General features: G+C 71.2%; 19 protein-coding genes. 11 read left to right on the top strand and 8 right to left on the bottom strand.

Annotated elements, in window-relative coordinates; all coding sequences use genetic code 11:
* Positions 1 to 16: 16 nt before the first annotated feature.
* A complete protein-coding gene (locus tag AB0J55_RS41670; RefSeq protein ID WP_364262240.1) occupies positions 17 to 784 on the top strand; it encodes a class I SAM-dependent methyltransferase in 768 nt (255 codons plus the stop codon).
* Between the two features lie 61 nt (positions 785 to 845).
* Here AB0J55_RS41670 and AB0J55_RS41665 read toward each other — a convergent pair whose 3' ends face one another.
* The 3 genes from AB0J55_RS41665 to AB0J55_RS41655 are packed head-to-tail and all read right to left on the bottom strand — an operon-like array spanning position 846 to position 4466.
* On the bottom strand, positions 846 to 1820 hold the full coding sequence (locus tag AB0J55_RS41665) for a 5'/3'-nucleotidase SurE (protein WP_364262237.1): 975 nt from the start codon (positions 1818 to 1820) through the stop codon (positions 846 to 848).
* 25 nt (positions 1821 to 1845) lie between these two features.
* Positions 1846 to 2997, bottom strand: a complete 1152-nt coding sequence (locus AB0J55_RS41660; RefSeq protein WP_364262234.1) for a glycosyltransferase — start codon at positions 2995 to 2997, stop codon at positions 1846 to 1848.
* Between the two features lie 44 nt (positions 2998 to 3041).
* The gene (locus AB0J55_RS41655) at positions 3042 to 4466 is read right to left on the bottom strand and encodes an NDP-hexose 2,3-dehydratase family protein (RefSeq protein WP_364262231.1); all 1425 of its coding nucleotides are present in this window, start codon (positions 4464 to 4466) and stop codon (positions 3042 to 3044) included.
* 231 nt (positions 4467 to 4697) lie between these two features.
* Here AB0J55_RS41655 and AB0J55_RS41650 point away from each other — a divergent pair, with 231 nt between their 5' ends.
* The 3 genes from AB0J55_RS41650 (at position 4698) to AB0J55_RS41640 (ending at position 8929) form a co-directional block, all read left to right on the top strand.
* Positions 4698 to 5864: a cytochrome P450 gene (locus AB0J55_RS41650; RefSeq protein WP_364262228.1), complete on the top strand. Its 1167-nt coding sequence runs from the start codon at positions 4698 to 4700 to the stop codon at positions 5862 to 5864.
* Between the two features lie 127 nt (positions 5865 to 5991).
* On the top strand, positions 5992 to 7257 hold the full coding sequence (locus AB0J55_RS41645) for a cytochrome P450 (RefSeq protein WP_364262224.1): 1266 nt from the start codon (positions 5992 to 5994) through the stop codon (positions 7255 to 7257).
* A gap of 97 nt (positions 7258 to 7354) precedes the next feature.
* A complete protein-coding gene (locus tag AB0J55_RS41640; RefSeq protein ID WP_364262221.1) occupies positions 7355 to 8929 on the top strand; it encodes an acyl-CoA carboxylase subunit beta in 1575 nt (524 codons plus the stop codon).
* A 46-nt stretch (positions 8930 to 8975) separates the two neighbouring features.
* Here AB0J55_RS41640 and AB0J55_RS41635 read toward each other — a convergent pair whose 3' ends face one another.
* Complete coding sequence (locus AB0J55_RS41635; RefSeq protein WP_364262361.1) at positions 8976 to 10874, bottom strand: multicopper oxidase domain-containing protein; 1899 nt, start codon at positions 10872 to 10874, stop codon at positions 8976 to 8978.
* Positions 10875 to 11180: 306 nt separating this feature from the next.
* Between AB0J55_RS41635 and AB0J55_RS41630 the strand changes: the two genes are divergently transcribed.
* The 5 genes from AB0J55_RS41630 to AB0J55_RS41610 all read left to right on the top strand — a co-directional run bounded on the left by AB0J55_RS41630 (position 11181) and on the right by AB0J55_RS41610 (position 17802).
* Complete coding sequence (locus AB0J55_RS41630; RefSeq protein ID WP_364262218.1) at positions 11181 to 12947, top strand: ABC transporter ATP-binding protein; 1767 nt, start codon at positions 11181 to 11183, stop codon at positions 12945 to 12947.
* A complete protein-coding gene (locus AB0J55_RS41625; RefSeq protein ID WP_364262215.1) occupies positions 12947 to 14731 on the top strand; it encodes an ABC transporter ATP-binding protein in 1785 nt (594 codons plus the stop codon). Before AB0J55_RS41630 ends, AB0J55_RS41625 begins: the two co-directional genes overlap by 1 nt.
* A gap of 67 nt (positions 14732 to 14798) precedes the next feature.
* Positions 14799 to 16376: a methylmalonyl-CoA mutase family protein gene (locus tag AB0J55_RS41620; RefSeq protein WP_364262212.1), complete on the top strand. Its 1578-nt coding sequence runs from the start codon at positions 14799 to 14801 to the stop codon at positions 16374 to 16376.
* A complete protein-coding gene (locus AB0J55_RS41615) occupies positions 16376 to 16771 on the top strand; it encodes a cobalamin B12-binding domain-containing protein (protein WP_364262209.1) in 396 nt (131 codons plus the stop codon). Before AB0J55_RS41620 ends, AB0J55_RS41615 begins: the two co-directional genes overlap by 1 nt.
* Positions 16768 to 17802: a CoA transferase gene (locus tag AB0J55_RS41610; RefSeq protein ID WP_364262206.1), complete on the top strand. Its 1035-nt coding sequence runs from the start codon at positions 16768 to 16770 to the stop codon at positions 17800 to 17802. Before AB0J55_RS41615 ends, AB0J55_RS41610 begins: the two co-directional genes overlap by 4 nt.
* Here the strand turns inward: AB0J55_RS41610 and AB0J55_RS41605 are convergent.
* Genes AB0J55_RS41605 through AB0J55_RS41590 form a run of 4 tightly spaced genes read right to left on the bottom strand, consistent with a single transcriptional unit; the run spans position 17799 to position 22515 of the window.
* The gene (locus AB0J55_RS41605) at positions 17799 to 19256 is read right to left on the bottom strand and encodes a bifunctional 3-(3-hydroxy-phenyl)propionate/3-hydroxycinnamic acid hydroxylase (protein ID WP_364262203.1); all 1458 of its coding nucleotides are present in this window, start codon (positions 19254 to 19256) and stop codon (positions 17799 to 17801) included. The genes AB0J55_RS41610 and AB0J55_RS41605 overlap by 4 nt on opposite strands.
* Positions 19253 to 20458 (bottom strand): acyltransferase, encoded by a 1206-nt coding sequence (locus tag AB0J55_RS41600; protein WP_364262200.1) that lies wholly within the window; start codon positions 20456 to 20458, stop codon positions 19253 to 19255. Before AB0J55_RS41600 ends, AB0J55_RS41605 begins: the two co-directional genes overlap by 4 nt.
* Before the next feature lie 22 nt (positions 20459 to 20480).
* The gene (locus AB0J55_RS41595) at positions 20481 to 21203 is read right to left on the bottom strand and encodes an alpha/beta fold hydrolase (protein WP_364262358.1); all 723 of its coding nucleotides are present in this window, start codon (positions 21201 to 21203) and stop codon (positions 20481 to 20483) included.
* A gap of 43 nt (positions 21204 to 21246) precedes the next feature.
* A complete protein-coding gene (locus AB0J55_RS41590; protein WP_364262197.1) occupies positions 21247 to 22515 on the bottom strand; it encodes a cytochrome P450 in 1269 nt (422 codons plus the stop codon).
* Between the two features lie 197 nt (positions 22516 to 22712).
* Between AB0J55_RS41590 and AB0J55_RS41585 the strand changes: the two genes are divergently transcribed.
* A complete protein-coding gene (locus AB0J55_RS41585) occupies positions 22713 to 23408 on the top strand; it encodes a thiamine pyrophosphate-dependent enzyme (protein WP_364262194.1) in 696 nt (231 codons plus the stop codon).
* Positions 23405 to 24316, top strand: coding sequence for a transketolase (locus tag AB0J55_RS41580; protein WP_364262190.1), 912 nt, complete (start codon positions 23405 to 23407; stop codon positions 24314 to 24316). The genes AB0J55_RS41585 and AB0J55_RS41580 overlap by 4 nt, the downstream gene beginning before the upstream one ends.
* Positions 24317 to 24331 lie beyond the last annotated feature (15 nt).

Here is a 24331-nt window from a genome sequence, read left to right as displayed (position 1 = left end):
CCTGAGAGGAAAGCTGATGTCGCAACACAAGAACCCGGGAATCCTGCCGCACGAGTCGCCGGTGGAGAAGGAGGTCCGGGAGCGGCTCACGAAGCTGCTGACGGAGACGCCGATGCCGCCGGTGTACCTGATCGACAACCTCCCGGTGTACCTGCGGCGCCACCAGCTGGCGGACCTGCTGACGATGGACGCGCTCTACCGCGAGCTGGTCGACCTCCCGGGCGTGATCATGGAGTTCGGCGTCCTGCACGGCCGCCACCTGGCGACGCTGGCGGCGTTGCGCGGCATCCACGAGCCGTACAACTCGTTCCGCCGCATCATCGGGTTCGACACGTTCACGGGTTTCCCGGACCTGAACGAGGTGGACGAGGTGAGCCCGAGCGCGGCGGTGGGCCGGTTCGCGGTGCCGGAGGACGAGGTGGACCACCTGCGCGAGGTCCTCGCGGCGCACGAAGCGGGAGATCCGGTGTCGCACGTCCAGCGCACGTTCGTGGTGCAGGGCGACGTCCGGGAGACGGTGCCGCAGTACCTGGCGGAGAACCCCGAGACGGTGATCGGGATGGCGTTCTTCGACCTGGACCTCTACGAGCCGACGCGGGACGTGTTCGAGGCGATCCGGCCGCACCTGACGAAGGGCAGCATCCTGGCGTTCGACGAGCTCGGCCACCCGCGGTGGCCGGGGGTCACGAAGGCCCTGCGGGAGACGCTGGGGCTGGAGAACCTGACGCTGCGGCAGCTGCCGCACCGGGAGCAGCCGGTGATCTACGCCAAGTGGGGCGAATAGCCACCGAAACGCCGAAAGGGCGCGCCGCGAGCAATCGCGGCGCGCCCTTCCGGCATAAACCTCAGCGAGTCAGCGAACCCGTGTACGTCCGGTTCACATCCACCGCCGAAACGCTCACATACCCGTCCAGCAACGCCTTCGTGTCACTCCCGGGCTCGAGCACCGGCGGCGGCGTCACCGCGTTGTACCCGATCTGGTACGTCCCATCACCGTTCGGCGTGTACGCGATCCGCCCCTGCACCACACGCCCCACCGTCGTCCACCGCACCGGCGAAGGCCCGGATCCCGGCTGGACGTCCGGCTGGTTGACGTTCACCAAAGCCATGTCCTGCACGAACGTCCACGTCCGCGGGGAAGCGAGCAGCCGCACCACGACGTCGGCCGCGGCCGCATACGTGTCGTTCGAAGGCGGGGGCGAAACCTGCGTCCCCGCACTGACCGCCACCGCGGGCACGCCCCGCTCGACCGCCACCGTGGCCGCGCCGATCGTGCCGGAGCCGTTCACCGCGATGTCCGTGTTCGGGCCCGAATTGATACCCGACACCACCAGGTCCGGGCCGCCGGTCCAGCCGAGGCGCTGCGGCAGCACGCCGGTCAGCGCGATGTCGACCGAGTCCGCCGGCGTCACCGACGGGCTGTCCGCCGCACACGGGGCAGTCCCCTGGCAGACACCGAGCACCAGGCCGTGCCCGGGCGCGTTCGCGCAGTCCGCGGCGAACTCGGCCGGCACGGCCAGGGGCGGGGCCACGGCGACGAAGGGCGCGCCCGACACGGCCCGGCTCTTGCCGCTCTGCTGCCCCCACGGCCCGACGATGGCGACGTCGGCCCCGGCCCGGCACAGGGCCTGGCGGAGCACGTAGATCCCGCGCCCGTCCGATCCGTTGGCCTTCGCGGCCTGCACCCCGTCGTCGTTGACCAGCACGACCTTCTTGCCCGCCAGGGAAACCCCGTCTTCCCGGGCGCTGGCCGGTGCGGGCACCGCCACCGCCGTGACCACCGCCGCGGCGGCCGCGGCCCGCAGAACTTTGGACAGCATCGTCCTCCTCTTCCGGATCTTCCGATCAGTTGTGTGCGTGGACGAGCCATTCGATGCGCCGGACCACTTCGGACGGCAGCGGCAGCGCGGCGATCTCCCGTGCCAGCCCGGCCGCGGCCGCCGCGTAACGAGGGTCGGAGATGATCTCCTGGCACTTTTCCGCGATCGCCTCGGTCGTGGCCTGCTCGTGCGTGAGCATCAGCGCGGCACCCGCCTCGACGAGCCGGCGGGCCATGTCCAGCTGGCGGAACTGGCCGGCGTCGGGGAGCAGCACCTGCGGCACGCCGAAGCTCAGCGCCGTCATCATCGTGCTGCCGCCGCTCTGGTGCACCAGGACGTCGCAGGTGGGGGCGAGGACGTCGAGCGGGATCCAGCCCACCTCGACGTTCTTGGCGTCCAGCCGCTCCCGCAGCGTGGGGACGGCCTCCTCGGGCACCGCCACCGCCGCTTCCACGTCGAGCGTGGTGACGTTCTCGACGATGCCTTGGACGAAGTCGTACTGGTGGTAGTCGGCCACGCCCGTCCCGACGGTGATGCCGACGCGCCGGTCCGCGCCCTTGGTGTACATCCACGGTTCCAGGCGGCACTGCGAGTTGCCCGCGATCCAGCGCATCATCTGCCCGTGCTTCGAGCCCGGTTCCCGCAGGCTCGGCGGCATGACCTCGACCAGCAGGTCCGGCTCGGGCAGCGCGTCCAGCCCCAGGTCCGCCAGCTCCTTCTGCAGCTGGGCGGTCGCCCCGGCGTCGAACAGCTTCGGGTCGTGGATGTCCCACGCCTGCCGCACGTACGGGACGCCGAGCCGGGCGGCCAGCAGGGGTGCGCCGTAGGCCAGCATGCCGCCGATGACGACGTCCGGGCGCCAGCTTTCGCCGAACGCCACCAGGCTGTCCATCGGCAGGGTTTCGATCACCGCGAACAACCGGCCCGCCCAGTGCTCGCGCTCGACGGCGTCGGCCGGCACCTCCGCCAGCCCGTGTTCGGCGCGGATCTGTTCCCGGGTCAGGTTCGGCTGCATGACCGGCACCGCGGGCAGCCCGGCCGCGGCGATCGCCGGGACGACGTCGTCGGCGGCCGCGGTCACCATCACCTGGTGCCCCGCGTCGCGCAGGGCGGTGGCGAGCGAAACGTGGGCGAAGAACGTCGACGGGGTGATCCCGGCGAGCACGATGACCTTCAAGTGTCCTCCTGGCTACTGATCCGTCCTCAGTGGACGGTGGCGGTTCACCACAGCGTGTGCAGGCCCGTCAGCAGGCTGCGTGCCTCGACGTTGAAGTAGTTGCTGTACCGCACCAGGTTCGTGGCCTGCCGGGCGGTCATCCAGATGAAGTCCGGCGGCACCTCGACCGGGAAGTCGTCGCCCACCTCGACCACGACGTACCGGTTCTCCGCGTGGTGGAAGCGCCCGCCCTCCTCCGAGTGCACGACGTCGTGCTTGACCGCCTCGGGCGGGGCGTCCAGCACGTGCCGCAGGTACCGCGGCGGCTCGGCGCCCTCGTAGTTCTCCGGCGTGCAGTGCACGGTCGGGGCCATCTCGATGACGTCGAACGTGCCCGCCTGGGTGCGGGCCTGGACGAGCACGTGGAGCACGCCGCCGATCCGCTTGGCCAGGAAGGCGAGCAGCCCGCGGCCGACCGGCGCCAGCATCGGCTGCGTCCAGTGCGCCACCTCGCGGTTGCTCGCCTGGACGTCGACGCCGATCACCGAGAAGTACCGGCCGTTGTCGTGGCTGATGTGCTTGTCCGTGGAGTACCAGCCGTCCACCTGGTTGAGCGGGATCCGCTGCTGGTCCAGGCTGTGCTTGGTCTTGGCTTCGGTGAACCAGCTGAGCACCGACGGCAGCTCGTGCAGCGCGCCCTTGCGCTCGGCCAGCGACCGCAGGAGCGAACCGCGGAACGAGTCCTCGTCGAGGATCGACGGCCGGTCGACCGGCGCGGCGAACGGGATGCCGGAGAGCACCGTCCGCGAGTCCATGTTGACCAGGTTGTCCACGTGCAGCAGCTCGTGCAGCTGCGCCAGCGTCAGCCAGCAGAAGTCCTCGAGCACCGGGATGTCGTCGGTCACCTCGATGACCATGTTGCGGTTGCGCTTGTGCAGGAACCACGCGCCCTGCTCGGACTGCAGCACGTCGACCAGCACCCGGCCGCGCCACGGGGCCGTGAAGTACTCCAGGTACGGGATGGGCTTGCCCTTGTGCACCCGGGTGTAGTTGCTGCGGGTCGCCTGCAGGGTGGGGGAGAGCTGGGTCAGGTTGACGTTGCCCGGCTCCATCTTGGCCTGCATCAGGCAGTGCAGGACGCCGTTGAACTCCTTGACGAGGATGCCGAGGATGCCGGTTTCCGGCTGCCGGATGATCGGCTGCGTCCAGTGCGCGTGCTCGCCGTGGTCGGTGTGCACCGCCAGGCCTTCGACCGCGAAGAACCGGCCGCTGTCGTGGACGAGGTTGCCGCTGCCGGGCTGGAACCGCCAGCCGGCCAGCTCGCCGAACGGGACCTGGGTGACCTGGTAGCTGTTGGCCGCCTGGCGTTCGGCGAACCACTCGTGGAACGCCGGGGTCGGGACCACCACGCGGTCGTGCGTGTTGGCCGACTCGGTGAACCGGCGCAGCAGGTCGTCGTCGGTCGTGGTCAGCAGCCCGGCAGTGGACATCGGCGCGCGCCCTCTTTTCCTTCGACCGTGGGATCAAGCCGCTGTCGGCCCGCATGAGTCGTCCCGATTCGTCCGTAGGCTAGGGCGGTGGCCCGCGGCCGGACATCCCTCGTTCTGATAGCGGCGGCCGGTTGCGGAGGGCGAACGACCAGCTTGAGGGATCCGCGGTCACCGGTGCTCCCGGTAAGTAACTGTCTGGCCGAACAGAACCGCGCGAACCTAGGGAGACCGGTGTTCGAGACACACGAGCAGCACGTCTGGATGCGCGGGGAAGTGCCGCCCGCGAAGGTCCGGTACGACGAGGAAACGCGTATCCACCACGTCTACGGGTACGACGACGCGCTGGCGGTCATGATGGACCCGGCGACGTTCTCCAGCAATTCCCAGCGGCTGATGCCGAGCAAGTTCAAGTTCGCGACGGAACTGACCGACGGCAACATGGTGCGGCTCGATCCCCCCGAGCACACCCAGCTGCGCAGCATCGTCAACCGCGGGTTCACCCCGCGGATGATCGACAACCTGGACGGGCGCATCGAGTCTCTGACCCACGAGCTGCTGGACGAAGCCGAAGACGGCGACCGGATGGACCTGGTGGAGGCGCTCGCCTACCCGCTGCCGGTGATCGTGATCGCCGAGATGCTCGGCGTGCCGGGGTCGGACCGCGTCTGGTTCAAGCAGCTGATGACCAAGCACCTCAACAGCGACAAGGACGCGCTGGAGGACGTGGCGGCCGCGATGGAACAGCGCGTCGCCGACATCCAGCAGCTGCGGGCGTACCTGGCCGAGCACACCGCCGAGCGCCGTCGCACCCCGCGCGAGGACCTGCTGACCGCGCTGGTCCAGGCCGAGGTGGACGGCGACCGGCTCACCGACGCCCAGGTGGTCAACTTCGCCAACCTGCTGCTGATCGCCGGGCACGTCACCACCGCGTCGATGCTCGCCAACACCGTGCTGGCGCTGGACATCAACCCGGTGCAGGCCAAGCGGATCCGCGAGGACCGGGAGCTGGTGCCGGGCGCGATCGAGGAGTCGCTGCGGATGTACCCGCCGTTCCAGCGCATCATCCGGGCGACCATGGTGGACACCGAACTCAGCGGGCACAAGATCCCCAAGGATCGCCTGGTTTCGGTGTGGATCGGCGCGGCCAACCGCGAAGAACGCATTTTCGCCGATCCCCACAGTTTCGACCCGACCCGCGACTACAAGCTGCACCTGTCGTGGGGCCACGGCGTGCATTTCTGCCTGGGCACGCCGCTGAGCCGGCTGGAGGGCCGGATCGCGCAGAACATCCTGTTCGACCGCTACCCGGAACTGCGCACCGACCCGGAACGGCCGCCGGTTTCCCAGCCGTCGCCCGATTTCACCGGCCTGCAGTCGCTGCCGGTCATCCTCCGCTAGCGCACGCCGGGCCTATCAGGTTGGGGGATGTTCGCCGGGTGCCGTCTCCCTATGTTCGAAAACGGGCCTCGGCGCGTTCCGGCCCCGGGCCGGCGAATCGCCCGCATTCCGACTCGAGGAGAGGTTCATGACCAGCACCGCCGAGACTTCGGCCGAAAAGGTGGATCTGTTCGCCCCGGACGTGATCGCCGACCCGTGGGCCGCGCACGCCAAGGTGCGGGAGGCGCCGACCCTGCAGATCGGCGGGTTCATGGGCGGCCCGCCGATGTTCCTGGCCGCCCGCTACGAACACGTGAAGAGCGTCCTCACCGACCCGCGGTTCCTCACCAACCCGCCCGAGGACGCGGACATCGAGGACATCCGCAACGGCGTGTTCCAGCACCTGGAGATGCCGGAGGAGCTGATCCCCTGGCTGAAGAACCTCATCAACGCCTCTGACGGCGACGACCACGCCCGGCTGCGCAAGCTGGTGTCCTACGCGCTCACCAACCACCGGGTGAGCAAGTTCCGGCCCCGCGTCGAGGAAATCGCCGCGAAGCTGCTCGACGACCTGGCCGAGGCGACCAAGGACGGTTCGCCGATCGACCTGGTCCAGGCGTACTGCTATCCGCTGCCGATCCAGGTGATCTGCGAGCTGGTCGGCGTCGACGTCGAGGACCGGCCGATCTGGAAGACCTGGAGCGACGCCATGGCGACGCTCGACGGCAAGACGCTCCCGGGCGCGGTACGCGCCGCCCTCGCCGGCGCTCGTGCGCTGATCGCCCGCCGGCGGGCCGAGCCGAAGGACGACCTGGTCACCGCGCTCGTCCAGGTGCAGACGAAGGACCCGGGCATCGTCACCGACGACGAGCTGGTCGGCATCCTGTTCAGCCTGGTCACCGCCGGGCACCAGACGACCACCTACCTGATCGGCAACTCGGTGCTCGCCCTGCTGGAGCACCAGGACCAGCTCGCGCGGCTGAAGGCGGACCCGTCGATGTGGGCGCAGGCCGTGCGCGAGCTGCAGCGCCTGGGCCCGATCCAGTTCGGGCAGCCGCGGTTCGGCACCGAGGACATCGAACTCGGCGGCGTGCTGATCCCGCGCGGGATGCCCGTCGTGCCGATGATCATGGGCGCGAACAGCGACCCGCGGAAGTTCCCGGAGCCGGAGAAGCTGATCGTCGACCGGCTGAGCGTCGGCAGCGAGAGCCACCTCGGGTTCGGCAAGGGCATCCACCGGTGCCTGGGCCAGCACGTCGCCTACCTGGAGGCGGAGGTGGCGCTGCGCGGCCTGTTCACCCGGTTCCCGGACCTGTCGCTGGCGGTGCCGCGCGACGAGGTCCCGTGGATCCTGCGGCCCGGGTTCACCCGGACCAAGGACCTCCCGGTGCTGCTGGGCAAGCCGTCGTCCTGAAGCCGCGGCCTCGAGCCGTGAAAGCTCGCCGGGGGCGAGTGCCCCGGGGCACTCGCCCCCGGTGGTCGTCCCGGGGCCACGTTGTTGAGGAGGCACCATGGAATCCGCGCCGACCACCACCGCCGACCGGCTCAAGGAACTGCGCCGCCGCACCGAAGAAGTGGTGGCGCACGGCTCCGTCCGCGCGGCCGAACGCCAGCACCCCCGGGGCAGGCTGACCGCGCGGGAACGCATCGACCTGCTGCTCGACCCCGGGTCGTTCGTCGAGCTGGACGCGTTCGTCCGGCACCGGTCGGTCAACTTCGGCCTGGAGCACAACCGGCCGCTGGGCGACGGCGTCGTCACCGGGTACGGCGAGGTGGACGGGCGCCCGGTCTGTGTGTACAGCCAGGACGCCAGCGTGTTCGGCGGCTCGCTGGGCGAGGCGCACGGCAGCAAGATCGTCAAGGTGATGGACCTGGCGGTCAAGACCGGACGGCCGATCGTCGGCATCAACGACGGGGCCGGCGGCCGGTTGCAGGAAGGCGTGGTCGCGCAGGCGATCTACGGCGAGATCTTCCGCCGCAACGTGCGCACGTCGGGCATCGTGCCGCAGATTTCGCTCATCCTCGGGTCCTGCGCCGGCGGTGCCTGCTACTCGCCCGCGCTGACCGACTTCGTCGTGATGGTCGACGGCAACTCGCACATGTTCCTCACCGGCCCGGACGTCATCCGCGGCGCGACCGGGGAGCAGGTGGGCATGGAGGAGCTGAGCGGCGGCCTGACCAACAACACGCGCTCGGGCAACGCGCACTACCTCGGGTCCAGCGACGAAGACGCGATCGGGTACGTCCAGCAGCTGCTGTCGTACCTGCCGTCCAACAACCTCGCGGATCCGCCCACGTTCGCGCCCGGCGCGGTGTCCGCCGGCGCCGCCGACCTCGACACGCTGGTCCCGGACCTGGCGACGCAGCCCTACGACATGCGGGAAGTCCTGCGCTCGGTGGTCGACGAGGGCGAGCTCGACGAGGTGCAGGAGCTGTACGCGCCGAACGTCATCGTCGGGTTCGCCCGGATCGAGGGGCAGAGCGTCGGGATCGTGGCCAACCAGCCGCTGCAGCTGGCCGGGTGCCTCGACATCAACGCGTCCGAAAAGGCCGCCCGGTTCGTGCGCACCTGCGACGCGTTCAACGTCCCGGTGGTCACCTTCGTCGACGTCCCCGGTTTCCTGCCCGGCACCGAGCAGGAGTGGAACGGCATCATCCGGCGGGGCGCCAAGCTCATCTACGCCTACGCCGAGGCGTCGATCCCGCTGGTCACCGTGGTGATCCGCAAGGCGTACGGCGGCGCCTACGACGTCATGGGCTCCAAGCACCTCGGCGCCGACCTCAACTTCGCCTGGCCCACCGCGCAGATCGCGGTGATGGGGGCGAGCAACGCCACCGACGTGTTGTACCGCAAGACGATCGCCGAGGCGGCCCGCCAGGCTGCCGACGTCGAGGCGCTGCGCGCCAAGCTGGCCAAGGAGTACGAGGAAACCCTGCTGACCCCGTACCTGGCGGCCGAGCACGGGTACGTCGACGCCGTCATCGAGCCGTCGCAGACCCGGGAGTACGTGGCCACCGCCCTGAAGAGCCTTCGCGGCAAACGGGACCTGCGGCTGCCGCGCAAGCACGGCAACATCCCGCTCTGATCCGCGGTGCCTCCGGCCGGGCGGAACCGCCCGGCCGGAGGGGTCGTCAGTGCCCGCTGTGCCCCGTCGCCTGCTGTCCACTGTGGACGCCGACGTGCGGGTGCATGTGGAACCGGGCGATCTCCGGCGGGTGCACGACGAACGGGCGCATCATGCCCATGTCCTCGTGCTCGAGGATGTGGCAGTGGTACATGAACTCGCCGCTGGCGCCGTCGAACTGCCCGGCCACGGTGATCCATTCCCCCTGCCGCGCCTGGAAGGTGTCCTTCCAGCCCTCTTCCCACTGCTCGATCGCCGGCCCCGGGTTCGGTGCCGGCAGCGGCCGCGAGGTGCCGCCGACCGGGACGTTGAACGCGGTCAGGTCGGTCCACGTCGTCCGCGACAGCAGCTGCAGCCGCGTCATGTGGATGTGCATCGGGTGCGGCGACCCGCCGAGCTGCAGGAAGTGCCACACCGCCCACCGGCCGCGGTCGATGAAGATCGTCCGCGTGTCGTCGAACAGGCCGGCGACCTTCTTGAACGTCCGGACGTTCCCCGAGGCGGGATCGGTGAGCTGGATGATCCCGGTCGCCGGGAACGACGCCGGCAGCTCGGCCGGGTCGGTGATCTCCCGCAGCTCCCACATCGTCGGGTCCGGTTCGCCGGCCACGGTCCCCGGCAGCAGCGCCACGTAGACCTCGTCGTGGTCGGCCGGCACGGTGGTGCCGGACGCGAGCCGCACGTAGGACTTCGACAGCTTCGGGGGCACCACGACCGCCCGGGCCCGCGACGCGACGCGGAACTCCATGATGTCCGGTTCGCCGACGCTGCCGGTGTTGGACAGCCGCAGGCGCTGGCCCGGGAACCGGCTGAAGTCGACCAGCAGGTCGACGCGTTCGGCCGGGCTGATGGTCAGGCCGCCGGCCGGCATCGGCACCGGCGCGGGCAGCAGCCCGGCGTCGGTGCCCGCGATGCGGATCGCGTCGTTGTGCAGGACGCCCGCCTCGTCGATCAGGTCGAGGCGGAAGAACCGCGAGTTCGCCGCGTTGAGCACGCGGAAGCGGTACAGGTCCCCGGTTACGTCGAGGTGCGGCCAGATGACGCCGTTGACGAGCTGGAAGGGACCGGTGACCGGCGCGGTCGTCCCGGTCGCCGGCACGTACGGCAGCTTGTACAGCAGCTGGCCGGTGAGCGCGCCGGTGGCCGGGTCGGTGTCGAGGTTGCGGTCGCTGATGACCAGCGGGATCTCCCGCTCGCCCCGCGGCAGCCCGGCCGCGTCCTCTTCGGCGTCGCGGATCAGGTACATGCCCGCCAGGCCGGAGTAGACGGTGAACCGCGTGACGGCCATCGCGTGGTCGTGGTACCAGAGCGCCGTCGCCGCCTGGCGGTTCGGGTACTCGGTCAGCTGCGCGTCCCCGGCCGGGACGCCGTTGTGCGCCCAGCCGTCGTTGTGGGCCGCGGTCACCGCGCCGTGCAGGTGGACCACGTTCCACGGCGGGATGTCGGCGACGCCGTCGTAGAGCGAAACACCGGAAGGCAGGCTGCCGTCCGGATTGCGATAACCGGGCGTGTACGCGGGCGACGGTTTCGCGAACGGAACCCGGGCCGCCACCAGGGGAATTTTGCCGGTGAGTTCGTTGCTCCACGCGACGCGCACGCGTTTCCCGCTGCGCACTTCGACGGTCGGGCCGGGGTACGACCCTTCGAAGGTCCACAGTGCCGTTTCGGGCAGCTGGGAATGCAGCTTCACCCGCGCGTTCGTCATGCGGACGGTGATCAGGTCCTGCTGCGGCCGCAGTACCGGCGGGATCCGCAGCGGGTCGAGGAACTTGGTCAAGCCGAAATTCGGGGCCCCAGGCCCGAGCGGCTGGGCCGGGGGTGCGGCCGCCGCTTCGGGTGCGCCCGAGCCGAACAGGCTCGGGCCGAACATGTTCACGCCCACCACCAGACCCGCCGAGCCGAGCATGGCGGAGGTGAGGAACGTGCGGCGGCCGACGGACTCGTCGGGCTCACCGTCCACGTCATCCAACGGATAAGCATCGTTCACGGGGGGCATCATCAGCCACCGGATGCCCGAATTGCCAGGGTAATAGGGGCCGGTACCGCGGAACTACTCATGTTGGTAGTGGCCCCCCGCCGCGGCGTCCGAAATCCTGGCGGGGCGTGGCATCGCACGCTGACTGGAGGGCTTTTTCGTGCCGACGGCTCTGTTCCCGACCGTCCTGTCACCGGGGGCGGGAACCGCCGCCGTGGCGCTGGCTAGGGTGGCGCCATGACCGCCCCCGCCGAACCGGCGTCGCCGTCTTCCCTGCTGGCTCTCCTGAAACCCCATCTGGGCCGTTACCGCCGCCCGCTCGTCGTGATCGTCGTGCTCCAGCTGGCGCAGGCGGTGGCGTTGCTGTACTTGCCGACGCTGAACGCCGACGTGGTCGATTACGGCGTGCTGACCGGCAACACCGGCTACATCCTCGGGCACGGCGGGATCATGCTGGCCGCCACGCTGGCGCAGATCGCCTGTGCGGGCGGCGCGGTGTACCTCGGCGCGCGGGTCGCGATGGGACTGGGGGCGGACCTGCGGGCCGCGCTGTTCGACCGCGTGTCGGGCTTTTCCGCGCGGGAGATGGCCCGATTCGGCCCGTCGTCGCTGCTGACCCGCAGCACCAACGACGTCCAGCAGGTGCAGCTGATCCTGTACACCACGCTGGCGATGCTGCTGACCGCGCCGTTCGTCGGGATCGGCGGGATCGTGCTGGCCGTGCGGCAGGACGCCCCGTCCTCGCTGGTGCTGCTGGTGGCGGTGCCGGTCGGGGCGCTGACGATCGGCCTGCTGATCCGGCAGATGGTGCCGGCGTCCCGGCTGCTGCAGCGGTTCGTGGACGCGGTCAACCGCGTGATGCGCGAGCAGATCACCGGCATCCGCGTGATCCGGGCGTTCGTCCGGGACGAGAACGAACGCCGCCGGTTCGCCGGGGCGAACACCGACCTGATGGGCGTGGGCATCCGCCTCGGCCGGGTGCAGGCGTTCTTCGGCGCCACTTCGCTGTTCATCTCCAACGTGGCCGCGGTCGCGGTGCTGGCCATCGGCGGGCACCGGGTGGCCGGCGGCACGCTCCAGCTGGGCACGCTGATCGCCTTCCTGACCTACCTGACGCTGACCCTGGGCGCGGTCACGCAGGGGCTGAGCGTCTTCATGATGGCGCCGCGGGCGAAGGTCAGTGCCGGCCGGATCACCGAGGTGCTGGCCACCGAGCCGGGCATCGCCGAGCCGGCCAAGCCCGTCACCGTCGAAAAGTGGCGCGGGAACCTGGAACTCGAGGACGTCACCTTCGGCTACCCGGGCGCCGAGGTGCCGGTCCTGCGCGGGGTGAGCCTGGCCGCCCGGCCCGGCCGGACCACCGCGATCATCGGCTCGACCGGCAGCGGCAAGACGACTCTGATCAACGTGATGGCGCGGCTGCTCGAAGTGGACGAAGGCGCGGTGCGCATCGACGGCGCCGATGTCCGCCAGGTGGCCCGGCGCGATCTGTCCGAACTGGTCGGCCTGGTGCCGCAGCGGGCCTACCTGTTCGCCGGGACGGTCGCGGACAACCTGCGCTACGGCAACCCGGCCGCCGACGAGGCCCAGCTGTGGCACGCGCTGGAGGTCGCGCAGGCCGCCGAGTTCGTCCGGGCCATGCCCGAGGGCCTCGACACGGTGCTCGGGCAGGGCGGCAGCACGGTGTCCGGCGGGCAGCGGCAGCGGCTGGCGATCGCGCGGGTGCTGCTGGCCCGGCCGCGGATCTACCTGTTCGACGACGCGTTTTCCGCGCTGGACACCACGACCGAGGCGGCGGTGCGCAGCGCGCTGGCCCGCGAGATCGGGGACGCCACCCAGGTGATCGTCGCCCAGCGCGTGTCCACCATCCGGTATGCGGAGACGATCGTGGTGCTCGAAGCCGGCCGGGTCGAGGCCACCGGCACCCACGAGGAACTGCTGGCCACCAGCGCCACCTACGCGCAGATCGTCGACTCGCAGCTGACCGTCGGGGAGGCGGCCTGATGACCACCGCGAAGCCGGCGGCCGGCCGCGGCACCGCACTGCGGCTGCTCGGCACCATGCGCCCGGACTGGGCGCGGATCACCGCGATGGCCCTGCTGGCCATCGTCAGCAACGCCACCCTGGTCACCATCCCGTCGCTGCTCGGCGACGCCACCGACGCGATCGTGGACGGCATCCGCGGCGGCGGCGTCGACTTCGGCGCCGTCAACCGGTTCCTGCTGTGGGCGGGGGTGCTGGCCGTGCTGTCGGGGACGAGCACCGTCGCCCAGGGGCGGCTGACCGCCACCGTCGTGCAGCGGATGGCGTACCGGCTGCGCGAACGCACCAACCTGACGCTGTCGCGGCTGCCGCTGTCCTACTTCGACACCCAGTCCCGCGGCGACCTGCTGTCCCGGACCACCAACGACATCGACAACGTCTCGCAGTCCGTGCAGCAGACGGCCAGCCTGCTGCTGACGTCGGTGTTCCTGTTCCTCGGGTCGCTGGTGATGATGCTGCGCATCTCGCTGCTGCTGACCGTGGTCGCGCTGGTCGTGCTCCCGGTGACGCTGTGGGCCGCCAAGGCGCTCGCCCGCCGCGCGAAGCCGCAGTTCGCGCAGCAGTGGAAGGCCACCGGGGCGCTCGGCGGCCACCTGGAGGACGTCTACACCGGGCACGACCTGGTCACCGCGTTCGGGCGCTGGGGCCAGGCGCGGGAGAAGTTCGCCGCGCACAACGACGACGTCCGCACCGCCGCCGCCGGGGCGCAGTTCCGGGCCGGGCTGGTCGCGCCGGCCCTGACGTTCCTCGGCAACGTCGGTTTCGTGCTGATCGCGGTGGTCGGCGGGGTGCGCGTCGCGGGCGGGGCGCTGACCATCGGCTCGCTCCAGGCGTTCATCCAGTACGTGCTGCGGTTCAACCAGCCGATCTCGCTGATCGCGTCGCTGATCGGCCCGATCCAGTCCGCGCTCGCGTCGGCCGAGCGGGTGTTCGAGCTGCACGACGCCGAGCCCCAGCGACCCGACCCGGAGCACCCCCAGCGGCCGGCGACCATCACCGGCCGGGTCGTGTTCACCGGCGTCTCGTTCCGGTACGTCCCGGACCGGCCGCTGATCGACGACCTGTCCCTGACTGTCCAACCGGGACAGACGGTGGCGATCGTCGGCCCCACCGGAGCCGGCAAGACGACGCTGGTCAACCTGCTGCTGCGGTTCTACGACACGGACGCGGGCACGATCGCCGTCGACGGCGTGGACATCACGGACATGACCCGCGACGACCTCCGCCGCCGGATCGGCATGGTGCTCCAGGACACGTGGCTGTACGGCGGCACGATCGCCGACAACATCGCCTACGGCCGGCCGGACGCAACCCGCGAGCAGATCACCGCCGCCGCGACCGCGGTGCACGCGGACCACCTGATCCGCACTCTCCCCGAGGGTTACGACACGGTCCTCGACTCCGAGGCCGACGGCCTCTCGGCGGGGGAGCGCCAGCTGATCACGATCGCCCGGGCGTTCCTGGTCGAGCCGGCGATCCTGGTGCTCGACGAGGCGACCAGCGCGGTGGACACGCGCACCGAAATGCTGGTCCAGCAGGGCTTGGCGGCGCTGCGCGAGGGCCGCACGAGCTTCGTGATCGCCCACCGGTTGTCGACGATCCGCGACGCCGACGTGATCCTGGTGATGGAGGCGGGCCGGATCGTGGAGCAGGGCAGCCACCGCGAACTGATCGAGGCGGGCGGCGCGTACGCGCGGCTGCACGCGGCGCAGTTCACGGCCAGCCCGGCCGCGTCCGACGCCTGACGGCCCCGGCGGAACTACCAACTAGCGGTATGGGGCTCCAGGCTCGCTTTCCCTAGCGTGGTGAGCGATGAGTGACAGCATGCGCACCCCGTCCGGCATCCCGGTGCGGGCGGTCTACGGGCCGGCGGACCGGCAGGCCGATCCGCCGGAGCCGGGCACGTTCCCGTTCACGCGCGGGAACTTCGCCACCGGATACCGCAAGAAGCTGTGGACCTTCCGGCAGTACTCCGGGTTCGGCACGGCCGAGGAGTCGAACCGCCGGTACCGCTACCTGCTGGACCAGGGCAGCACCGGCCTGTCGGTCGCGCTCGACCTGCCCACCCAGTGCGGGTACGACTCCGACGAGCCCGAAGTCGGCGAGGAGGTCGGCCGGGTCGGCGTGGCCGTCGACACGCTCGCCGACGCCGAGGTCCTGTTCGCCGGTATCCCGCTGGACAAGATCAGCACCAGCTTCACCATCAACGGCACCGCCGCGATCCTCCTGGCCTTCTACGTCGCCGCCGCCGAACGGGCCGGGGTCTCGCGCGGCAAGCTGACCGGCACCATCCAGAACGACATCCTCAAGGAGTACGCCTCCCGCGGCACCTGGATCTGGCCGCCGGAGCCGTCGCTGCGGCTGATTGCCGACACCATCGAGTTCTGCGCCGCCGAGGTGCCGAAGTTCAACGCCATCTCCGTCGCCGGCGCGCACTTCCGGGACGCCGGGGCGACCGCCGTCCAGGAGATGGCCTTCACCCTCGCCGACGGCGTCACCTACTGCGACACCGTGCTGGCCCGCGGCCGGATGACGATCGACGAGTTCGCCCCGCAGATCTCCTTCTTCTTCTACACCCACGGCGACTTCTTCGAGGAGATCGCCAAGTACCGCGCCGGGCGGCGGCGCTGGGCGACGATCGTCCGCGAGCGGTACGGCGCGAAGACGGACAAGGCGGCGATGTTCCGATTCGGCTGCGTCGCCGGCGGCGCCTCGCTGTACGCGCCGCAGGCGCAGAACAACACGGTCCGCGTGGCCTACGAGGCGATGGCGTCCGTGCTCGGCGGCGTCCAGTCGATGTTCACCGCCGCGTGGGACGAGCCGTTCGCCCTGCCCAGCGAGGAGTCGGCGACGCTCGCCCTGCGGACGCAGCAGATCCTCGCGCACGAGACCGGCGTCGCCCGGGTCGTGGACCCGCTCGGCGGCTCCTACTTCGTCGAGGCGCTCACCGACGCCACCGAGGAACGCATCGTCGCGATCATGGCGGACCTCGACGCCCACGGCGGAATGGTCCAGGCCATCGAGGACGGCTACCTCCAGGGCCTGATCGCCGACGAGGCCTACCGGCTGCACCGGGACGTCGAGGCGGGCGAGCGCCCGGTCGTCGGCGTCAACCGGTTCACCTCGGCGGAGGAACCGCCCGAGATCACGATGTACGAGCTCGACGGCGAAGGCCGGGAACTGCAGCTGAAGCGCCTGGCGCGGGTGAAGGCGGAGCGTGACGGCGGGGCCGTGCGCGCCACCCTCGCCGCGCTGGCGAAGACCGCGGAAGGCGACGGAAACCTGATGGGACCGCTGATCGACTGCGCGAACGCCTACTGCACGATCGGCGAGATCGTCGCCGAGCTCAAGCGGGTCTGGGGCGAGTTCCGGCAGCCGGTGGTGTTCTGATGCCGGCCAGGGTGCTGATCGCCAAGCCGGGCCTGGACGGCCACGACCGCGGCGCGAAGATCGTCGCCCGCACGCTGCGGGACGCCGGGTTCGAGGTGATCTTCACCGGCATCCGCAAGCGGATCGAGGAGATCGTGACGATGGCCCTGCAGGAGGACGTCGCCGTGGTGGGGCTGAGCATCCTCTCCGGCGCGCACCTGTCGCTGACCACGCGCACGGTCGACGCGCTGCGGGCCGCGGGCGCCGGCGACATCGCGGTGATCGTCGGCGGCACGATCCCGCCGTCGGACGTCCCCAAGCTGGAGGCGGCGGGCGCAGCGGCGGTCTTCCCGACCGGGACGGCGCTGGACGTGCTGGTGGCCGAGGTCGGCAAGCTGACGGCGGAGCCGCGGTGACCGCCGGCCCGCTCGCGGGCATCCGCGTGCTCGAGGCCGGACACATCCTCGCCGGCCCGTACGCCACGATGCTGCTGGCCGACCTGGGCGCGGAGGTCATCAAGATCGAGCCGCCGTCCGGGGACCTTTCGCGGCAGGTGAGCGACGCCTACTTCGCCAGCATCAACCGGAACAAGCGCAGCCTCTGCCTCGACCTGACCACCGCGGAAGGCCGCCGTCGCCTCGGGGAACTGGCCGCCGAGTCGCACGCGCTGCTGGTCAACCTGAAGCCGTCGGTGATCCACCGCCTCGGCCTCACCTACGACTCGCTGCGGCGGTGGAACGAGCGGATCGTCTGCGTCGCGATCACCGGCTACGGCCTGGACGCCGGCGACGAGCCCGCCTTCGACTACGTGGTCCAGGCGGCGACCGGGGTGGCCGCGCTGACCGGCGACCCGGCCGGGCCGCCGACCCTGCCGGGGTATTCGGCGGCCGACAACTCCGCCGGGCTGGCCGCCGCGCTCGGCCTGCTGGCCCAGATCGTCTCCGGCCGCGGCGGCCAGGTCGAGGTGACGCTGCGGGACGTGATGCTGTCCCAGCTCAACTACCGCGCCTCGGCCTACCTCAACGAGGGCACCGAGCCGCGCCGCCTCCCGTCCGGCGCGCACTCGTTCTACGTGCCCGCCCAGCTCTTCGGCACGGTAGCGGGCCACCTCGCCCTGTTCGTCACGCACGACGGGTTCTGGAAGTCGTTCGCGGCGGAGGCGGGCATCGACGGCTTCGCGACGATGGCCGAGCGCGTGGCCCGGCGGGACGAAGTGCTGGCAGTGGTGTCGGAGGTGCTCGCGACGGACACCGCGAAGTCCTGGGAGGCCCGGCTGCGCCCGCTCGGCGTGCCGGCGTCGGCGGTGCGGACGCTGCCGGAGGCCCTGGCCGCGACCCCGGAGGCCATCGTGACGGCCGGGGAATTCCGGCTGGTCGGCAGCCCGGTGCGGATCGCGGGGTACGAGCCGGAACACCGGCCGCCGCCGCAGCTGGGCGAGTACGCCTAACGAGCGGGAACCGCGGCCCGCAGCCGGTTCCGGAGCTCATCCACCAAGTCCTCGAGCCCCTGCCGCCCGTTCGCGGTGCCGAAGACGTGGTAGTCCGGCCGTACCAGCGCCGAAGTCGCCCCGAACCGCGCCAGGAACGGCCGGAGGACGTCGTCGTCCGGCCGCACCACGCGGGCACCGAGCGAAGCCAGGAACGGAGAGTCGTACTCCTCGGTGGTGACCAGCACGAAACCCGGCCCGACACCGGGCCCCTGCGGCACCACCACACCCGCCCCCGGGCTTTCGTGCAGCAGCCCGCCAGTGAGCGGCGAAGCCGGTTCGGGACGGCCCGCCGGTTTGCCGCGGCGGTTCGCCAGCACCGTTTCGTCCCGCTCGGCGGCCGCCGCCGGGTCCGTCACGCAGATGACCCGGCCCAGCTGGACCGACGCGAGGATCGCTTCCTTCGCCTGCTCCCGGCGTTCCGTCTCGTAACTGTCCAAAATGGACTCGTCGGCCAGTCCGCCGAGCACCAGGTCCAGCTTCCACGCCAGGTTGGTGACGTCGCGGATACCCGAACACATGCCCTGCCCGGCGAACGGCGGCATCAGGTGCGCCGCGTCGCCGGCGAGCAGGACGTGCCCGGCCCGCCACCGGTCGGCCCACCGGGCCTGGAAGATGTAGGTCGTGCTGCGCAGCAGGGTGGCCGTTTCCGGGGTGACGCCGAAGGGCGCCATCAGCCGCCACGCCGTCTCGTCCTTGTTGAGCTCCGCCGCACTTTCCCCGGGCAGCCGCATGAACTCCCAGCGACGGCGGCCGGGGCCGCTGCCGACGAGCGTCGTGGGCCGGGCCGGGTCGCAGATCTGCACGTTCGTCGGCACGAACTCGCGCGGCTCGTGCAGCCGGACGTCGCAGAGCAGCCACTCGTAGGAGAAGCCGAGGTCGGTCACCGGCACGTCGAGGTGCTCGCGGACGAAGCTGTTGGCGCCGTCGCAGCCCACGACCCACCGCGCCGAGATCGTCCGCGGCACCTCGTCTTCGTCGACGGCAGTCACCTCGACGCCCGCGTCACCGTCGGCGATGCCCACCACCTCGTGCCCGCGCAGGACCGTGATCCCCGGGAGCGCCTGCGCCCGGGCCGCGATCAGCTCCTCCAGCGCAGGCTGGTGCATGGTGTTCGCGTCCGGCCAGCCGTACCGGCCGGTCGTCGAGAAGGCGATGTCCAGCAGGGTCCGGCCGTCGGCGGTCTGCCACTGGTAGCCGTTGGCCGGCGCGGTGATCGCGGCGAGGTCGCCGCCGATGCCCGTGGCGGCCAGCAGCCGGGCGGTTTCGCCGTCGAAGCTGGTCGCCCGGGGCAGTTTGTACGGCCGGGGCCGCCGTTCGAGCACCGTCACCCGCCGGCCGCGCTGCGCCAGCAGCACCGACAGGGTCGCGCCGATCGGGCCGTTGCCGACGATGACGACGTCGGTGTCCGTCACGGCAGCTCGTTCCGGAGCACGTGGTTCACCCGCTCGCGGACGCAGGCGATCCGGTCGGGCAGCGACGGGTCGCCTTCCGGCCACACCAGGTCGATGCCGACCCGGCCGCCGAACGTGCTCATGACATAACCGCCGAGGGCGAGGGTCTCGCGCATCCGGGACGCGGAGTGCAGGTTGGCCAGCCGCAGGCCGGCCGGGGTGCGCATCGGCGGGGCCACCCCCCAGTTCATGATGCTGACCACGGCGAGGGCGAGCTTCGGGTCCCACGGCTTCGCGGCCGCCGGCTGCGAGAACATGTCGAGGATGCTGCGCTGCACCGAGCCGTCGGCCAGCCCGGCCCGCAGCTGCTCGCCGATCGCCCGGCCGATCACCACGGCCTCGGGCGCCATCCCCGGCGACACCTTGAACCCGGCGCCGCCGAGCACGTTCGTGCCCTCGGTCGCGCCGACCGGAGGAGCCAGCCGGCTGCGCAGGTTCACCGAGTACCGGTACACCAGGTCGGTCAGCGGCATGTCGCGGAGCTCGGCCTCGGCGAGCAGGATCGCGCCCGACACCAGGCCGTTGATCGTCACCTTCTCGCGGTGGCCGAGGTCCGCCAGCGCCGCCGTTTCGGCTTCGGAGAGCCGGTGCTGGACGACGTGCCGGACGACCGGTTCCGCGGGGGACACCGCGGGCGGCGGCCCGGCCGCCGGGGGGCCGTCGGCGTGGATGCCTCGCTCGGCGAGCAGATCCTCGAGCGACCGGGGGTACGGCTGCCGCGGCAGGTCGAACGGCACGCCCTCGACCACGTCGGTGTAGCACGACCAGAGCGTCGAGAGGATCGCCGTGGCGTGGTGCGCGTCCCCGACGCTGTGCTGAAGCGCGAAGCAGACACTGGCCTCGTCGCCGTCGCGGACGACGTTGAGCGCACTCAGCGCCCGGCTCTGGTCGAGGTCCAGCCCGTCCAGCGGCCGGGCCGGGTCGCCGTCGGCGAACCGGATCTCCGGCCGCGCGTCGGATTCGGTGAGCACGACGCCGTCGCCGTCGATCTCGACCTTGGCCGCGAGGTGCGGGTAGGCGCGGTACACTGCTTCGAACGCGGTGGTCAGCGCTTCGGGGTCCAGCCGGCCGGTCGCGCGCACCGTGTAACCGATGTACGCCTCCTTGACCGCGTGGATCCGTTCGCTGGGCGCCAACGCCCGCCGGACACCAGCTCGCGTCACGAGTTCCTCCAGTGCATCGCGGTCACGGCCGGCTCAGTGCGGCGCCGGCCAGCTTTTCGGTCATCGTCGCGATCATCGGGGCGGCCTGCTCGACCAGGAAGAAGTGGCCGCCCGGCAGCACGTGCAGGTCGGCAGGCCCGGTCGTGTGCTCGGCCCAGGCGCGAGCTTCTTCGACGGACACCCGCGGATCGCGATCGCCGGTGAACGCCGTGATCGGGCAGTCCAGCCGCCGCCCCGGCTCGTGCCGGTACTTCTCCACCGCCCGGTAGTCGCTGCGGATGGCGGGCAGGATCATCGCCAGCAGCTCCGGGTCGGCCAGCATGGCCGCGTCGGAACCGCCCAGCTTCCGCAGCTCGGCCACGAGCCGCTCGTCCGACACCCCGCGGAGGTCGTCGTCGCGGTAGCGCGACGGCGCCCGGCGTCCGGACACGAACAGGTGCACGGGCGCGGGCAGCCGCAACGCGATTTCGTAACCGATGAGCGCGCCCATGCTGTGCCCGAACAGCGCCAGCGGCCGGTCGTCGAACGGCCGCAGCACGGCGAGGATCTCCTCCGCCAGCCCGCCGATGCTGCCGACGGGCGGTTCGTGCCGCCGGTCCTGGCGCCCCGGGTACTGCACCGCCAGCACCTCGACCTCGGGCGCGAGCGCCTTGGCCAGCGGGAAGAAGAAGCTGGCCGAGCCGCCGGCGTGCGGCAGGCACACCAGGCGGACCCGGGCGTCGGGTGCCCGTTCGAAACGGCGCAACCACTTCTCGGCGTCTGGTCGGTCCACGAGCGGCCTTTCGCGGTCAGGCGAGGTTCAGGGGAAGGGTCTTGGTCCGGGTGAACGCCGGCCGCAGGATCCACGGGAGCTCGTCCCGCGGCACGGCCAGCGACAGGTCCGGGAACCGGGTGAACAGCGCGTGCAGCGCCACCTCCGCCTCCTGGTAGGCCAGGTGCTGGCCCAGGCAGCGGTGGATGCCCTTGCCGAAGGACAGGTGCATCTCGTTGGCGACGGTCAGCCGGTCGACGATCAGCTTGTCCGGCTCGGAGAACTTCCGCGGGTCGGTGTTGGCCGCCAGCAGCAGCGGCGCGACCGGCGCCCCCTTCGGGATCGTGACGCCGCCCAGCTCGACGTCCTCCGACGGGAACCGCACCTGCGTGAACTGCAGCGGCCCCAGCCGCTGCAGCTCGCGCACGGCCTGCGCCCACAGCGACGGGTCGGCCTTCAGCCGCGCGAGCTGCTCGGGGTGTTCGAGCAGGAAGAGCACGGAGTTGCCGATCAGGTACGTCGTCGTCTGGTGCCCGGCGGTGACGAGGCTGAACAGGATGCCGACGATCTCGTCGTCGGAGACGCGCGAGGGGTCCTCGGCCTGCGCCTGCACGAGCGCGGTGACCAGGTCGTCCTTCGGTTCGACGCGCCGGCGGGCCATCAGCTCCCGCGAGAGGGCGATGCACTTGCGCAGCGCGGGCGGGATGTTCGGGGCGTCCATGGTCGCCATCGCGTTGCCCCAGGCGTGCCAGGCGGCGCGGTCCTCCTCGTCGATGCCGACGAGCTCGCAGATCACCGTGACCGGCAGGGGGAAGCAGAACTCCTCGACCAGATCGACCGGCGACCCGTCGGCGCTCTGCGCGACCATCTTGTCGATCAGGTCCTCGGTGATCTTCTCGACGCGGGGCCGCAGCGCGTTGACCCGGCGCGCGGTCAGCAGGTACGAGACCAGCTTGCGCAGCCGCGTGTGCTCCTCGCCGTCGGCGGAGTTGAGCTTGTTGGCCATCCACGGGATGAGGTCCTCGGGAAAGTTCATCCGCTTGAAGATGCCGTCGCGGATGTCGGCCATCGGCGAGTCCGCCGGCGGGTTCGTGAGGAACCGCGGATCGGTGAGCACCTGCAGCACGTCGTCGTAGCGGGTGGCCAGCCACATGTCCGGCCCGCCCATCATGGTGCCGAGGTTCAGCGTCCCGTGCCCGGCCAGGGGTTCCTCGCGCAACCGCGCGTACCAGCCGAACGGGTCGGCGACGACCTCCGGCGACAGCAGGTCGACCGGTTCGGCCTTCGGCCCGGCAGTGGCGGTCATGGCACTCCCTCTCCTGGTGGCGGACGTTCGGAGCGTAGGAAAGCGGCGGCCGCTCGAGCATCCCCCAACCTGACAGTGCTCGACGTGTCCCTTGTGGACAGTCGGGGGCGGCGCTATCAGGTCGGGGGATGCCCGGCCGCCCGCGTTCGACCTAGCCTGCGACGAGACTCGTGCCCGCAGCGACCGAGGAAGCGCGAATGCTGACGACAGAAGAGACGATAAAAGGCCTGTTCGCCAGGTTGACCGGGGACGACAAGCACCTGGCGGCCGCGACATCCACGCTGGACGTCCTCTGGGTGCTCTACGACCGCGTGCTGAACGTGTCGCCGGAGAACATCGGCGACCCCGGCCGGGACCGGTTCTACCTGTCCAAGGGCCACGGGCCGATGGCCTACTACACGATGCTCGCCGCGAAGGGCTTCATCGAACCGGAAACCCTGGACACCTGGCGGACGTTCGGCTCGCCGCTCGGCATGCACCCGGACCGCAACCTGGCGCCCGGCGTGGAGATCAGCGCCGGTTCCCTCGGCCACGGGCTCCCGCTCGGCGTCGGCACCACGCTCGCGCTGCGCGCGCAGGGCCACCACGACGCCCGCGTCTTCGTGCTCATGGGCGACGGCGAGTTCGACGAGGGCAGCAACCACGAGACGATGGCGATCGCCGGCCGGCTCGGCCTGGACCGGCTCACCGCGATCGTCATCGACAACAAGACGGCGAGCCTCGGCTGGCCCGGCGGGATCGCCGCCCGCTTCGCCGGCGAGGACTGGCGGGCGAGCACGGTGAACGGCCGTGACCACGACGCGCTGTACGAGGCACTCACCAGGGAGCCCGACGGGCGGCCGCAGGTCGTCGTGGCGGAGATCCTCCCGTTCGCGGAAGGGGGCGCGGCATGACCGCCCAGCTGACCAGGAAGCAGATGCGGACCGTCTGGGCGGAAACGGTGGTCGAGTCGCTCGACACCGACCCGCGCCTGGTCGTGCTGACCGCGGACATCTCGTCGTGGTTCTTCTGGGAGGCCAAGAAGGAGCACCCGGACCGGGTGGTCAACCTCGGCATCCGGGAGCAGGCGATGATCGACATCGCCGGCGGGTTCGCGCTGGCCGGGATGCGGCCGATGGTGCACACCTACGGGCCGTTCCTGATCGAGCGGCCGTTCGAGCAGATCAAGATCGGCCTCGGCCACCAGGACGTCGGCGCGGTGCTGGTCAGCGTCGGCGCCTCCTACGACGACCCGTCGTGGGGCCGCACCCACCAGGCACCCGGTGACGTGGCGCTGCTCGACACGCTGCCGGGCTGGACCGTGCACGTGCCGGGGCACGAGGACGAGGTCGCCCCGCTGCTGCGCCAGGCGATCGCCGGCGACGGGCGGGTCTACGTCCGGCTGTCCGAGCGCGCCAACGCCGAGGCGGTGCCGGTGTCCGACGGGTTCACCGTGCTGCGCCGGGGCAGCCGGGGCGTGGTGCTCGCGGTCGGCCCGGTGCTGGACCAGGTGCTCGCGGCGACGGAGACGCTGGACGTCACGGTGCTGTACGCGTCGACCATCCGCCCGTTCGACCACGCCGGCCTGCGCGCGGCGGTGGCCGCGGCCCGGCCGGACGTGGTGCTGGTCGAGCCGTACCTGCGCGGCACCTCGGCGTTCGAGGTGGGCGAGGCGCTCGCCGACGTCCCGCACCGGCTGCGGTCGTTCGGCACCTGGCGGGACCGCGAGGCCCGGGTGTACGGCACGGCCGAGGAGCACGACCGCCTGCTGGGCGTGGACGCCGAGAGCCTGAAGGCGTCGATCGGCGACTTCGTCAGCTGACCGCACACCGAAAGG

It is taken from the genome of Amycolatopsis sp. NPDC049688, assembly GCF_040674975.1.
Lineage (GTDB): Bacteria > Actinomycetota > Actinomycetes > Mycobacteriales > Pseudonocardiaceae > Amycolatopsis.
Note: the sequence above shows the minus strand (reverse complement) of the source record. Positions and strands in the feature narration are given on the sequence as shown.

Excerpts from the sequence above, each read along its gene's own strand:
- AB0J55_RS41590 (WP_364262197.1), bottom strand. The coding sequence starts at position 22,515 with ATGACCGCCACTGCCGGGCCGAAGGCCGAACCGGTCGACCTGCTGTCG.
- AB0J55_RS41630 (WP_364262218.1), top strand. The coding sequence starts at position 11,181 with ATGACCGCCCCCGCCGAACCGGCGTCGCCGTCTTCCCTGCTGGCTCTC.
- AB0J55_RS41580 (WP_364262190.1), top strand. The coding sequence starts at position 23,405 with ATGACCGCCCAGCTGACCAGGAAGCAGATGCGGACCGTCTGGGCGGAA.
- AB0J55_RS41615 (WP_364262209.1), top strand. The coding sequence starts at position 16,376 with ATGCCGGCCAGGGTGCTGATCGCCAAGCCGGGCCTGGACGGCCACGAC.
- AB0J55_RS41640 (WP_364262221.1), top strand. The coding sequence starts at position 7,355 with ATGGAATCCGCGCCGACCACCACCGCCGACCGGCTCAAGGAACTGCGC.
- AB0J55_RS41670 (WP_364262240.1), top strand. The coding sequence starts at position 17 with ATGTCGCAACACAAGAACCCGGGAATCCTGCCGCACGAGTCGCCGGTG.
- AB0J55_RS41635 (WP_364262361.1), bottom strand. The coding sequence starts at position 10,874 with ATGCTCGGCTCGGCGGGTCTGGTGGTGGGCGTGAACATGTTCGGCCCG.
- AB0J55_RS41585 (WP_364262194.1), top strand. The coding sequence starts at position 22,713 with ATGCTGACGACAGAAGAGACGATAAAAGGCCTGTTCGCCAGGTTGACC.
- AB0J55_RS41665 (WP_364262237.1), bottom strand. The coding sequence starts at position 1,820 with ATGCTGTCCAAAGTTCTGCGGGCCGCGGCCGCCGCGGCGGTGGTCACG.
- AB0J55_RS41655 (WP_364262231.1), bottom strand. The coding sequence starts at position 4,466 with ATGTCCACTGCCGGGCTGCTGACCACGACCGACGACGACCTGCTGCGC.
- AB0J55_RS41645 (WP_364262224.1), top strand. The coding sequence starts at position 5,992 with ATGACCAGCACCGCCGAGACTTCGGCCGAAAAGGTGGATCTGTTCGCC.
- AB0J55_RS41620 (WP_364262212.1), top strand. The coding sequence starts at position 14,799 with ATGAGTGACAGCATGCGCACCCCGTCCGGCATCCCGGTGCGGGCGGTC.
- AB0J55_RS41625 (WP_364262215.1), top strand. The coding sequence starts at position 12,947 with ATGACCACCGCGAAGCCGGCGGCCGGCCGCGGCACCGCACTGCGGCTG.